General features: G+C 72.9%; 11 protein-coding genes. 8 read left to right on the forward strand and 3 right to left on the reverse strand.

Annotated features, from left to right (window positions below):
- The first annotated feature begins 88 nt into the window (after positions 1 to 88).
- The 5 genes from BGP73_RS01610 (at position 89) to BGP73_RS01630 (ending at position 6,779) form a co-directional block, all read left to right on the forward strand.
- Positions 89 to 1,192 (forward strand): nitronate monooxygenase, encoded by a 1,104-nt coding sequence (locus BGP73_RS01610; protein ID WP_069812050.1) that lies wholly within the window; start codon positions 89 to 91, stop codon positions 1,190 to 1,192.
- Positions 1,189 to 1,926 (forward strand): 16S rRNA (uracil(1498)-N(3))-methyltransferase, encoded by a 738-nt coding sequence (locus BGP73_RS01615; protein ID WP_069811480.1) that lies wholly within the window; start codon positions 1,189 to 1,191, stop codon positions 1,924 to 1,926. The genes BGP73_RS01610 and BGP73_RS01615 overlap by 4 nt, the downstream gene beginning before the upstream one ends.
- Positions 1,927 to 2,045: 119 nt before the next feature.
- Positions 2,046 to 5,249: a S41 family peptidase gene (locus BGP73_RS01620; RefSeq protein WP_244501044.1), complete on the forward strand. Its 3,204-nt coding sequence runs from the start codon at positions 2,046 to 2,048 to the stop codon at positions 5,247 to 5,249.
- A gap of 195 nt (positions 5,250 to 5,444) precedes the next feature.
- Entirely contained in the window at positions 5,445 to 5,804 is a 360-nt protein-coding gene (locus BGP73_RS01625) for a histidine triad nucleotide-binding protein (protein WP_069811484.1), read from the forward strand.
- A gap of 54 nt (positions 5,805 to 5,858) precedes the next feature.
- Positions 5,859 to 6,779, forward strand: a complete 921-nt coding sequence (locus BGP73_RS01630; RefSeq protein WP_069811486.1) for a ribonuclease Z — start codon at positions 5,859 to 5,861, stop codon at positions 6,777 to 6,779.
- A gap of 54 nt (positions 6,780 to 6,833) precedes the next feature.
- Here the strand turns inward: BGP73_RS01630 and BGP73_RS01635 are convergent, their stop codons facing one another.
- From BGP73_RS01635 to speB, 3 genes are read right to left on the reverse strand one after another with little or no spacing between them, the layout of a single operon-like run.
- A complete protein-coding gene (locus BGP73_RS01635; RefSeq protein ID WP_069811488.1) occupies positions 6,834 to 7,706 on the reverse strand; it encodes a nitrilase family protein in 873 nt (290 codons plus the stop codon).
- Entirely contained in the window at positions 7,703 to 9,148 is a 1,446-nt protein-coding gene (locus BGP73_RS01640; protein ID WP_069811490.1) for a purine-cytosine permease family protein, read from the reverse strand. The genes BGP73_RS01635 and BGP73_RS01640 overlap by 4 nt, the downstream gene beginning before the upstream one ends.
- A 27-nt stretch (positions 9,149 to 9,175) precedes the next feature.
- Entirely contained in the window at positions 9,176 to 10,141 is a 966-nt protein-coding gene (gene speB, locus BGP73_RS01645; RefSeq protein ID WP_069811491.1) for an agmatinase, read from the reverse strand.
- 110 nt (positions 10,142 to 10,251) lie between these two features.
- On the opposite strand from speB, the gene BGP73_RS01650 reads away from it, so the two are divergent.
- The 3 genes from BGP73_RS01650 to BGP73_RS01660 all read left to right on the forward strand — a co-directional run bounded on the left by BGP73_RS01650 (position 10,252) and on the right by BGP73_RS01660 (position 12,969).
- A complete protein-coding gene (locus tag BGP73_RS01650) occupies positions 10,252 to 10,866 on the forward strand; it encodes a helix-turn-helix domain-containing protein (protein ID WP_244501045.1) in 615 nt (204 codons plus the stop codon).
- 67 nt (positions 10,867 to 10,933) lie between these two features.
- Positions 10,934 to 11,497: a GNAT family N-acetyltransferase gene (locus BGP73_RS01655; RefSeq protein WP_244501046.1), complete on the forward strand. Its 564-nt coding sequence runs from the start codon at positions 10,934 to 10,936 to the stop codon at positions 11,495 to 11,497.
- 137 nt (positions 11,498 to 11,634) lie between these two features.
- Complete coding sequence (locus tag BGP73_RS01660; RefSeq protein WP_244501047.1) at positions 11,635 to 12,969, forward strand: glucarate dehydratase family protein; 1,335 nt, start codon at positions 11,635 to 11,637, stop codon at positions 12,967 to 12,969.
- Positions 12,970 to 13,075 lie beyond the last annotated feature (106 nt).

Here is a 13,075-nt window from a genome sequence, read left to right on the forward strand (position 1 = left end):
GCGGTGCTCCAGGGCCGGCCCCGGCCCTGGAGGGCGGCCGACCGACCGACGGTTCTGCCGGGTGGCCGGCGCGTGACACCATGTGGTCATGGCTTTTGAATCCCGGGGGGTCTTCGCACTGGCCGACCTCTGCCCGCACCCGGTGGTGCAGGCGCCCATGGCGGGCGGTGCGTCCTGCCCGGAACTGGCGGCCGCCGTCTCGCGCGCCGGTGGACTCGGCTTCCTGGCGGCCGGCTACAAGACGCCGGAGGCGATGTACCGGGAGATCCAGCGGCTGCGGGGGCTGACCGACCGCCCCTTCGGGGTCAACGTCTTCATGCCGCAGGGCCAAGGGGTCGACCCGGCCGCCCTGGAGGCCTACCGGGAGCAACTCGCGGGGGAGGCCGCCTGGTACGACACCCCCCTCGGCGACACCGACGCCTCCAGCGACGACGCCTACGACGGCAAGCTCGCGATACTCGCCAACGACCCGGTGCCGGTCGTCTCCTTCACCTTCGGCTGCCCCACCCGGACGGTCTGCGAGGCCTTCGCCAAGGTGGGGACGCGCACCATCGTCACCGTCACCTCGCCGGCCGAGGCGCTGGCCGCCGAGCGTGCGGGCGCTGACGCGGTGTGCGTGCAGGGCATCGAAGCGGGCGGTCACCAGGGCACGCACCGGGACGATCCGCATGCGGACGGAACCTCCGCCGGCCTCGGACTGCTGAGCCTGCTGACCGAGGTGCGGGAGACCGTCCGGCTCCCGATCATCGCCGCGGGCGGGCTGATGCGCGGCTCGCAGATCGCCGCGGTGCTGGCCGCGGGCGCCTCCGCCGCGCAACTCGGCACCGCCTTCCTGGTGTGCCCGGAGTCGGGCGCCGACCCGCTGCACAAGCAGGCCATGACCGATCCGATGTTCCCCCGCACCGAACTGACCAGGGCGTTCTCCGGCCGCCCCGCCCGGGGGCTGGTCAACCGCTTCCTCAGGGAGCACGGTCCGTACGCCCCGGCCGCCTACCCGCAGGTGCACCACCTCACCGCCGGTCTGCGCAAGGCCGCCGCCCGGAGCGGCGATCCGCAGGGCATGGCCCTCTGGGCCGGGCAGGGGCACCGGCTGGCGCGGGAACTCCCCGCCCACCACCTGGTCGAGCTGCTGGTCAGCGAGGTAGAGGCGGCCCGACAGGCCGTCCGTTCCGGCAGCGGAGCGCTGAGTTGACCGCCCCCGTCTTCCTGGTGCCGACCGGGCCGCGGGCCCCCGGCCCCGTCACGCTGGACGGCCCGGAGGGGCGACACGCCGTGTCGGTGCGGAGGCTGCGGATCGGCGAGCCGGTCGTTCTGACCGACGGTTCGGGCAGCGGCGGTTATGGCACCGTCGTGGCGGTGGAGGGCAAGGACCGGCTGCGGGTCGAGGTCTCCGAGGTCCGCACCGAGCCGGAGCCGCGTCCGACCATCACCGTGGTGCAGGCGCTGCCCAAGGGCGACCGGGGCGAGCTGGCGGTGGAGACCATGACCGAGACCGGCGTGGACGCCGTCGTCCCCTGGGCGGCGGCCCGGTGCGTCACCCGCTGGCAGGGGGAGCGCGGCCTGAAGTCGCTGACGAAGTGGCGGAACACCGCCCGGGAGGCGGGCAAGCAGTCCCGCCGGCTCCGCTTCCCGGAGGTCACCGAGGCGGCGACCACCGCCCAGGTGGTCCGCCTGCTGGCCGAGGCGTCCTTCGCGGCCGTGCTGCACGAGGCCGGGAGCAGCCCTCTGGCCACCGCGGAGCTACCCGACGACGGCCGGATCGTGCTGGTGGTCGGCCCCGAAGGCGGCGTGACCCCGGAGGAGTTGGCGGCCTTCGCCGAAGCCGGGGCGCACCCCTACCGGCTGGGGCCCACCGTGCTGCGAACCTCCACCGCGGGCACCGCCGCGGCGGCGCTGCTGCTGGGCCGCACCGGCCGCTGGTCCTGACCACCTGATCGGTTTCCGAGCACTCAGTTGGGCTCCCGGGCGCCCCGTCCCCGAAGGCTGCCTGAGCAGTACCTAAAAGGCACTGGTGGGAGCGGTGGCGGATGAATAGGGTGGCGCGCGTGACGCAGCCTTCCTATCTCCGCTTCCCCCATGTCCACCGTGACCTGGTCACGTTCACCGCCGAGGACGACGTCTGGGCGGCACCGATCGACGGTGGCCGTGCCTGGCGGGTGAGTGCGGACAACATGCCCGTCTCACACCCCCGGATCTCGCCCGACGGGCGGCACATCGCCTGGACCTCGACCCGGGACGGTGCCCCCGAGGTCCATGTGGCGCCCGTCGAGGGCGGACCCTCCAGGCGGCTGACCCACTGGGGCAGTGCGAAGACCTCGGTGCGCGGCTGGCTCCCGGACAGCGACGAGATCCTGGCGATCAGCACCTGCGGCCAGCACTCGCTCCGCCGCACCTGGGCCTGGGCCGTGCCGCTGGACGGCGGCCCGCCCCGCCGGCTCCCGTACGGACCGACGGCCGGCCTCGCCCACGGCCCGGACGGCGCCCTGCTGTTGCTGTCGGCGACCATGGGCCGGGAGGCCGCCTACTGGAAGCGGTACCGCGGCGGGACCGTGGGCAAGCTGTGGATCGACCGTGAGGGCGACGGCGAGTTCGAGCGGATCCACGCCGACCTCGACGGCAACATCGAGTACCCGCTCTGGCTCGGCGAGCGCATCGCCTTCCTCTCCGACCACGAAAACACCGGAGCGGTGTACTCCGCCCTGCCGGACGGCAGCGATCTCCGCCGCCACACCCCGCTCGACGGTTTCTACGCCCGCCATGCCGCCACCGACGGCAGCCGCGTCATCTACAGCTCGGCGGGTGAACTCCACCTCCTGGACGACCTGGAGGGCGGCGAGCCGCGCCGCCTGGAGATCCGGCTCGGCGGACAGCGCGCCGACCTCCAGCCGCATCCGATCCGCACCGCGCCGCACCTCGGTGAGGCGCGTCCGGACCACACCGGCCGGGGCAGCGCCGTGGAGGTCCGCGGCACCATCCACTGGGTCACCCACCGGGAGGGTCCGGCCCGCGCGCTGGCGGCGGAGCCCGGCGTACGCGCCCGACTCCCGAGGGTCTTCCGCGCCGCGGGGGCCGAGCAGGTGGTCTGGGTCACCGACGCCGAGGGCGAGGACGCCCTTGAGTTCGCCCCGGCCACCGGTGGCTCCCTCCCGACCCCGGACTCCCGCCGCCGGCTCGCCGCCGGTCAGCTGGGACGGGTCCTCGAACTGGCGGTGGCGCCCGACGGCAGCCGTACCGCGGTCGCCTCCCACGACGGCCGGGTGCTCCTCGTCGACCCGGAGTCGGGCGAGGTGCGGGAGCTGGACCGCAGCGAGCACGGCGACGCCCAGGGCCTGGTCTTCTCGCCGGACTCCGGCTGGCTCGCCTGGTCGCAGGCCGGCCCGGGGCCGCTGCGCCACCTGAAGATCGCGAACATGGCCGACCTCGCGGTCGCCGAGGCGACCCCGCTCCGCTTCAAGGACTACGCGCCGGCCTTCACCACCGACGGCAGGCACCTCGCCTTCCTCTCCGAGCGCGCCTTCGACCCGATCTACGACGCGCACGTCTTCGACCTGTCGTTCCCGAACGCCTGCCGCCCGCACCTGATCACCCTCGCCGCCGCCACCCCGTCGCCGTTCGGTCCGCAGCGGCACGGCCGGCCGGTGGAGAAGCCCGCCCCGGAAGGCGGTGGCGACCGCACCGCCATCCCGGTCACCCGGGTGGACCTGGACGGGCTCGCCGACCGGATCATCCCGTTCCCGGTCGAGGCCGCCCGCTACTCCTCGCTCCAGGCCGCCGAGGACGGGGTGCTGTGGCTGCGCCACCCGCTGCGCGGGGTGCTCGGCACCGCCATGCCGCCGGAGGCCGCCGCCCCGCCCACCAGGCTGGAGCGCTACGACCTCGCCCGGCTGAAGCTGGAGGAACTCCGGGAGGACGTCGACGACTTCGCCGTCACCGGCGACGGCAAGCGCATCCTGGTCACCGCCAACAGCAAACTCCGGCTCGTCCCGGCCGACAGCAAGCCCTCCGACGAGGACGGCGACGACAACATCGGCGTCGACCTCTCCCGGGTCCGGGTCACCGTCGACCCGGCCGCCGAGTGGCGGCAGATGTTCGACGAGACCGGCCGGCTGATGCGTGACAACTTCTGGCGGCCGGACATGAGCGGTGTCGACTGGGACGGCGTCCTCGACCGCTACCGCCCGGTGCTGGACCGCTGCGCCACCCACGACGACCTGGTCGACCTGCTCTGGGAGGTCCACGGCGAGCTGGGCACCTCGCACGCCTACGTGACCCCGCCGGGGGGTCCGGGCGACAGCGAACACCGCCAGGGCCTGCTCGGCGCGGACCTCTCGCCCTCAGGCGACACCTGGCGCGTCGACCGCATCCTGCCCTCCGAGACCTCCGACCCGCAGGCCCGCTCCCCGCTCGCCGCCCCCGGCGTCGCGGTCCGCCCCGGGGACGCCATCCTCGCCGTGGACGGGCGCCCGGTCGATCCGCGTACCGGCCCCGGGCCGCTGCTGGTCGGATCCGCGCACAAGCCGGTGGAGCTGACCATCGGCCCGGCGGACGGCGGGGACCCGCGCCACGCGGTGGTGGTGCCGCTCGCCGACGAGGAGCCGTTGCGGTACCACGCCTGGGTCGCCGACCGGCGGGCCTACGTCCACGAGCGCTCGGGCGGGCGACTCGGCTATGTGCACGTCCCGGACATGATCGGCTCGGGCTGGGCGCAGCTCCACCGCGATCTGCGGATCGAGGTGGCCCGCGAGGGGCTGGTGGTGGACGTCCGGGAGAACCGCGGCGGACACACCTCGCAGCTGGTGGTGGAGAAGCTGGCGCGCCGGATCATCGGCTGGGACCTGCCGCGCGACATGGTGGCGGAGAGCTATCCGCTGGACGCCCCGCGCGGGCCGGTCGTCGCCGTGGCCAACGAGTTCTCCGGCTCGGACGGCGACATCGTGAACGCCGCGATCAAGGCGCTCCGGATCGGCCCGGTGGTCGGCACCCGCACCTGGGGCGGGGTCATCGGCATCGACTCGCGGTACTCGCTCGTCGACGGCACCAGCATCACCCAGCCCAAATACGCCTTCTGGCTGGAGGGCTACGGCTGGGGGGTGGAGAACCACGGCGTCGACCCGGAGGTCGAGGTCGTCCACGCCCCCCAGGACTGGACGCACGACCGGGACCCGCAGTTGGACGAGGCGATCCGGATCGCGGTCGAGTCGCTGGCGGAGACCCCGGCGAAGACCCCGCCGCCGCTGCCGCAGGACTGAGTCCGGCTGCCCCGGTGGGCCGGTCCGCGCCGACCGGCCCACCGGGGCGCGCCCGTTCCGTGCCACCCCGGTGGCGATCCGCCGTGTCCGCCCGAGAACTGACGCGCCGTGGCACCCGGCCGCGGGCGGGGTGACCGCCGGGTGGCGATATACCATGCGAGCGTACCGATCAGAGGCGCGAAGGAGGCTCTGGCGATGGCCGGGGAACCGCAGGCCGACTGCCTGTTCTGCAAGATCGTCGCCGGTGATGTGCCGGCGGACATCGTGCGCGAGTCGGCGACCACCGTCGCGTTCCGCGACATAAACCCGCAGGCGCCCACCCATGTCCTCGTCGTCCCCAGGGCGCACTACCGGGACGCGGCCTCCCTCGCGGCGGCCGAGCCGCACATCATGGCGGACCTGCTCTGCGAGGCCGCGGCCGTGGCCGTGGACGAGAAGGTCGACGAGACGGGCTACCGCGTCGTCTTCAACACCGGCAGCGGCGCGGGGCAGACCGTCTGGCACACCCACGCCCATGTGCTCGGCGGTCGCGGTATGGAGTGGCCGCCCGGATAACCACCGGCGGTGTGGGCAGTGATCAGCACGGTGACCCCGGCAGGAGTCTGAGCCTTGTCCGTACGAGAACTCGTCGTCCTGGGCACCGCGAGTCAGGTGCCCACCCGGCACCGGAACCACAACGGCTACCTGCTGCGCTGGGACGGCGAGGGCTTCCTCTTCGACCCGGGCGAGGGCACCCAGCGGCAGATGGTGCTGGCGGGCGTGACGGCCCACGACCTCAACCGGATCTGCGTCACCCATTTCCACGGTGACCACTCGCTGGGCCTCGCCGGGCTGATCCAGCGCATCAACCTCGACCGGGTGCCGCACCCGGTGACCGCCCACTATCCGGCCAGCGGTCAGCGCTTCTTCGAACGGCTGCGGTACGCCACCGACTACCACGAGACCGTGCCGCTGCGGGAGCGGCCGGTGGTGGCCGGCGGCGTCCTGGAGGAGACGGCCGCCTTCGTGCTGGAGGCCCGCCGGCTCTCGCACCCCGTGGACTCCTTCGGCTACCGCCTGGTGGAGCCGGACGGGCGGCGGATGCTCCCCCGCCGACTGGCGGAGTACGGCCTGCACGGCCCCGTGGTCGGCCGGCTCTACCGGGAGGGCGAGGTGACCACCGCGGAACACGGCACGGTGCGGCTGGAGCAGGTCAGTGAGGTGCGGCGGGGCCAGCGCTTCGCGTTCATCATGGACACCCGGCTCTGCGAGAGCGTGTACGCGCTGGCCCAGGGCTGCGACCTGGTCGTCATCGAGTCGACCTTCCTCGACGAGGACGCCTCACTGGCCCGTGAATACGGCCATCTCACGGCCGGGCAGGCCGGCCGGGCCGCGGCCGAGGCGGGCGTCCGCCACCTGGTGCTCACCCACTTCTCCCAGCGGTACGGGGACCCGCACCTCTTCGAGGAGCAGGCCCGGCAGGCCGGGTTCGAGGGCGAGTTGACGGTGGCCCGGGACCTGATGACGGTGCCCGTCCCCAAGCGCCGCTGACCCCGGCCCGGCCGCCTCCCCCGGCTGAGGGAGGCGGCGGAGCGCGGGGCGGCGTCAGTCCCGTTCGTCCCGGACCCGCTCGTCCCGGACCCGCGCGTACAGGTCGGGGCGCCGGTCCGCGTGCACGTCGTTCCGTTCGCTGATGGACTTGTCGCGGGCCGCCGCCGGGTCGACCGTCGCGGTGACGACGGCCTGCTCGCCTAGGCGCGGTGCCGTCAGCGGGAACCCGTCGGCGTCGACGATCACACTGCCGCCGAGCCACTCCTGACCGCGTTCGACGCCCGTGCGGTCGGCAGCGGCGATGAACATCCGGTTGACCGAGGCGTCGGCCTGCACCCGGACGACCTCCCCAGGGCGCTCGCCCTCCGGTCGCGGGTACAGCGGCCAGTTCACCGGTGCGCACAGCAGCTCGGCCCCGTCGAGCGCGGGCAGCCGTACCCACTCGGGGAACTCCAGGTCGTAGCAGATCATCATGCCGATCCGGCCGTACGCGGTGTCCACCACCGGCGGCGGCGCCTCACCCGGAGTGAAGCCCCAGGTCTTCTCCGCGTTCCACAGGTGCGCCTTGCGGTACCCGGCGCGCAGGCCCGTCTCGTCGACGATGGCACCGGCGTTGTAGACCCGGCCGTCGGCCCCCAGTTCCGGGAAGCCCCCCACGATCACCAGCCGGTGCCGGGCGGCCAGGGCCACCCACTCCGCGACGGTCTCCCCGTCGATCGGCTCGGCGACCGCCCGCAGTTCCCCGGCGCTGCCGAAGACGTACCCGGAGTTGGCCAGCTCCGGCAGTACCACGACGTTCGCACCCCGGTCCGCCGCGGAGGCGACCGCCTCCCGGATCCGCCGCCGGTTCGCCGCCGCCTGCCCGACCTGCGGGGCGAGTTGGCAGCAGGCGACGGTGACGGCGGCGGCCGACGGTGATCGGGTCATCGCGCGCTTCCCTCCAGTACGGCCCCGCTCTCCTCCCGGGCCCTCGCTTCCGCGCCGCGGTCGAGGTTACGGGAGAAGACCAGGTAGAGCAGGCCGGAGACGAGCAGGCCCACCACGAACGAGAAGTCCGCCTCGCCGAGCAGCTCGGCGACGGGTCCGACGTAGAAGCTGGTCGAGAAGAACGGGATCATCGAGAGGAAACCCAGGAGGTAGGCGAGTACGCCCCGCCAGGCCCAGCGTCCGTAGAGGCCGCCCGGCTTCAGGATCTCCGCGATGGCGTACTGGCCGCGGCGCACGAAGTAGAAGTCGACGAGGTTGACCGCGGTCCACGGCACCAGGAAGTAGAGCATCAGCAGCACGAAGTTGTTGAAGCTCCCGATGTAGTTGTCGGGGATCAGCAGTCCGATGACCAGCGAGCCGAGGCCGACCACGGTGAGTCCGATCACGCGCAGCCGGACCGTGGGGCGGACCTTCCTGAAGCCGTCGAGGGCGCTCGTCCCGGTCAGCATGGCCCCGTAGGCGTTGACCCCCATGATGGAGATCAGCGCGAGCACCGAGACGATGACGGCCGCGGTGCCGAAACCGGGGAAGACCAGGTCGCCGATCTGGCGCACCGACTGGATCGGGTCCGGGTCCGGGAGGTTGCTGGCGAGGAGCGCGCCGAGAGACATCAGCCACACGGCGGAGAACGTGGCACCGGCGTACACGTAGGAGATCAGCTTCTTCGCGGGCGCGTTCGCCGGAAGGTAGCGGGTGTAGTCCGAGACGTACACCGAGTAGCTGATGTTGTACCCGGCCGCGAGCGATATCTGCACCAGGAACGCCGGGGTGTCCCAGCCGGCGGTCAGCCCGGGCGCCTCGGCGGGCAGCGGGGTCCCTGAGAAGTGGACGACGGCCACCACGGTGATGACCGCGAACACCAGGATGAGCAGGTACGTCAGCCACCGCTGCACCAGGTGCAGCAGGTCGTGCCCGACCACCGCGATGGCGATCGAGGCGGCGATGATCACCGGGTACCAGAACAGCTTGGCGTCCGGCAGCACCAGCCCGATGCCCTCGGTCGCCAGGATCGTGTCGAAGACGAGGAAGCCGACGTAGACGAAGACGGTCGCGGCGAAGGGCACGACCGCGCCCCGGCTGCCGAACTGCGCACGCGACTGGATCATCTGCGGCAGGCCCATCCGCGGTCCCTGGTTGGCGTGGAAGGCCATGAAGAAGGTGCCGAAGCCGACTCCGAGCACCACGGCGAGCACGCTGAAGCCGAGGCTCAGACCCATGGCCGGACCGACGAAGCCGGTGACCATGGTCGGCAGTACGAAGTTGCCCGTGAACCAGAAGGGCCCCTGGTGCCACACCTTGCCGTGGCGTTTGGCATCGGGCACGTAGTCGATCGAGTGCTGCTCGATCACGCCTTCGTGACTGGCGGTCTCGATGGAAGACATGGCGGTCCTCTCAGGGCGGGCCGGCGGCTATCGGGGGGTCGCCGGTGGGTGGGGACGCATGGCCGAGAGGATCTCGTATGCGGTGTGTGCGGCCGCGACGGCCGTCACCTGGGCGTGGTCGTAGGCGGGCGCCACCTCGACGATGTCGGCGCCGACCAGGTTGACCGAACGCAGGGTCCGGATCATGGCGAGCAGCTCCCGGCTCGTCATGCCGCCGGCCTCGGGGGTGCCGGTGCCCGGCGCGTGCGCCGGGTCGAGCACGTCGATGTCCACGGACAGGTAGACCGGGCGGTCGCCGAGCCGGGCGAGCATCCGCTCGATGGCGCGCGGCAGCCCCTCGGACTCGATCTCCGGGCTCGATATGACGGCGAAGCCGAGGCGCTCGTCGTCCCGCAGGTCCTGGCGGGAGTAGAGCGGCCCCCGGATGCCGACATGGGTGCTCGCGGAGAGGTCGATGAGCCCTTCCTCGGAGGCGCGGCGGAACGGTGTGCCGTGGGTGACGGGGGCGCCGAAGTAGGTGTCCCAGGTGTCGAGGTGGGCGTCGAAGTGGAGCACGGCCACCGGGCCGTGCCTGCGGGCGACCGAGCGGAGCAGGGGGAGGGCGATGGTGTGGTCGCCGCCGAGGGTGAGGAGGCGCTTGCCGTCGGCCGAGAGTTCGGCGGCCGCGGCCCCGATCTGCTCGACCGCCTCGGCCAGGTCGAAGGGGTTGGCCGAGATGTCGCCCGCGTCGACGATCTGCTGGGCGGCGAAGGGTTCTACGTCCTGCTCGGGGTTGTACGGGCGCAGCAGCCGGGACGCTTCGCGGATGTGCGACGGGCCGAAGCGGGCGCCGGGCCGGTAGCTGACCCCGCTGTCGAAGGGGACGCCGACCACGGCGATGTCGGCCCGGCGCACCTCCTCCAACCGGGGCAGGCGTGCGAAGGTCGCGATTCCCGCGTAGCGGGGGGTGACGCTGGCGTCGGGCGGACCCAGAGGGGGTTCGACGGCGTTCATCGGAGCCTCGGATTTCTTGCTCAAGTAAGTCACCTATACGAAACAGACGGTGCCTATTAGGCAACTTTACCGTGCCGGTAGTCTGATCCCGGGCCATCACCCTGTCAAGGGTGGACAAGTCGACAGATCGATGGGGACTCATGAAGGCGTTGCACCCGGAGCCGTCCGCACACCCGGTCCGGCTCGGCGCGCGCCTGCGGGCCTGCCGGCAGGCCCAGGGGCTCACCATCGGCCAGGTGGCGGACGCGACCAATCTGACGAGGGGGTTCGTCAGCCGGGTGGAGCGGGACGAGACCTCGCCGAGCGTCGCAACGCTGGTGACGCTCTGTCAGGTGCTCTCGCTCCCGGTGGGCTCGCTCTTCGAGGACGCCGAAACCGAGGTCATAGCCCTGGCGGAGGCGCCCCACATCAACATGGGCGGCAGCGGCGTACTCGACCGCATGGTCACCCCGCGTGGCCAGACGAAGGTCCAGCTGCTCCGCTCCCGCCTCGACGTGGGGGCGAACGGCGGTGCGGACCTCTACACGATCAACTGCGAGGTGGAGGTGATCCACGTCATCGAGGGAGAGGTCGCCGTGCGCTTCACCGACCGCACCCAGACCCTGGCGTCCGGCGACACCCTCACCTTCTCCGGCCGGGAGCCGCACACCTGGCGGAACAGCGGCGACCGGGCCGCCGAAGTGCTCTGGACCTTCGTGCCGGCCCCCTGGAGCGGTTCCCGCTGACCGGCCGCCCCCGGGCGGCCTGTCGGGCCGCTGGCCAGCGGGCTCCGGGCTGTGCTTCCATCCGGCGGTGGACAGTCGCAGGGCGAGTGCGTCCGATGAAGACCCCGTCCGGTACGTCCGGCGCCGCAGCGGGCCCGACCTCGACGGATGCGTGGCGGCGCTCGCCGTGGTCCACGAACGTGACGGCTACCCGCTCGACTGGCCGGACCGCCCCGGAGACTGGCTGACCCCGCCGTCGCTGCTCTCGGCCTGGGTCGCGGAGCTGGACGGCCGGGTGGCCGGCCACATCGGCCTGGCCCGGAGCGGCGCGGGCGATCTGGCGCCCGGCCTGTGGGGCGCCCGCGCGGGGAGCGGCCCCGGGGCGGCCGCCGTGGTGAACAGGTTGTTCGTCGCTCCCGAGGCGCGCGGGCGCGGGCTCGGCGCGTCACTGCTGGCGCGGGCCGTCGAGGAGGCGCGGGAACGGGGCCTGCACCCGGTGCTCGACGTCCTCGCCTCCGACGCCGCGGCTGCGGCGCTGTACGAGCGGCTGGGCTGGGAGTTCCTGGCTGTCGTGGAGCAGCGGTGGAGCCCGGCGCGGACGGTCAGCGTCCGCTGCTACGCGGCGCCGTCCCGAGCCGTGCGGACCGCTTGAGCGGAGCGGGGCCGCCAGCCAACCGCTCACGACACCCCGGGGCTGTCGTGAGCGGCCGCCCGCGGGGCCGTCCCCGGTATTGACCGGGCCCCGCCCGCTCTCTAGTCTCCGATCCCATACATAAACGCTGTCTACATATGGAGACAGATCAGATGGTGGTGTTCGCTGCCGGCACGAAAGACCTCACGATCAGCGAGGTCCGGCTCACGCCCGTCCTCATCGCCGATCCACCGCTGCTCAACACCCAGGGAGTGCACCAGCCCTACACCCCCCGGCTGATCATCGAGGTGGTGACCTCCGGCGGGGTCGTCGGCCTGGGGGAGACCTACGGCGACACCAAGTACCTGGAAGTGGCCCGGCCGCTGGCTGAGGCGCTGCCGGGCACGAGCGTCGCCGCCTCCAACAGGCTCCCGGCGCTCGCCGCCAGCGCCTGCGGCGCCCCCGGCGAACCGGCGGACGGCCGCGCCGCTGTCGACGTCGGGGGGCTCCGGGGCGTGCAGACCGCCGACAAACTGCGGCTCTCGGTCGTCTCCGGCTTCGAGGTGGCGCTGCTCGACGCGTTGGGGAGAACGCTCGGCCTGCCGGTGCACGCCCTGCTCGGCGGCAAGGTGCGCGACCGGGTGGAGTACAGCGCCTACCTCTTCTACCGCTGGGCGGAGCACCCGCACGGGCAGGGGGAGGGCGACGACTGGGGAGCGGCTCTCGATCCGGCCGGGATCGTGGCGCAGGCCCGGCGGTTCGCCCGCGACTACGGCTTCGGCTCGTTCAAACTCAAGGGCGGTGTCTTCGAGCCGGACGCGGAGATGGCCGCCGTCCGGGCGGTCGCGGAGGCCTTTCCCGGGCATCCGCTGCGGCTGGACCCGAACGGTGCCTGGTCGGTGGGGACCTCGCTGCGCGTCGCCGAGGAGCTGAAGGACGTACTGGAGTACCTGGAGGACCCGGCCGGCGGCACCCCCGCGATGGCCGAGGTCGCGGCCGGGACCCCGGTACCGCTCGCCACCAACATGTGCGTGACCACCTTCGAGGAGATACCTGAGGCCTTCACCACGGGGGCGGTCCAGGTGGTGCTCTCCGACCACCACTACTGGGGCGGTCTGCACAACACCAGGGAACTCGCGGCGCTCTGCCGCACCTTCGGGGTGGGGCTCTCCATGCACTCCAACACCCACCTGGGGATCAGCCTGGCCGCGATGACCCAGGTCGCCGCCGCGGTGCCCAACCTCGACTACGCCTGCGACAGCCACTACCCCTGGCAGAGCGAGGACGTGATCACCCGGCGGTTCACCTTCCACGGCGGTGGGCTCGAGGTCTCGGACCGGCCCGGGCTGGGCGTGGAACTCGACCGGGACCGGCTGGCCGCGCTGCACCGGCGCTGGGTCGAGGACGACGGCACCCTGCGGGACCGGGACGACGCGGCGGCCATGCGCGAAGCCGACCCCGGGTGGACCGCCCCCACCGTCCCGCGTTGGTGACCGCGCCGTGAGCCGGGCGGCGGCCGAGCGGGCGGGAGGGTCGCCCCCCGGGCCCCGGCGCCCGGTCGCGGTGTGTGACGGACCCCGGGCGGTGCGTCGGGGGTGG

The organism is Streptomyces sp. TP-A0874 (assembly GCF_001748085.1).
GTDB lineage: Bacteria > Actinomycetota > Actinomycetes > Streptomycetales > Streptomycetaceae > Streptomyces.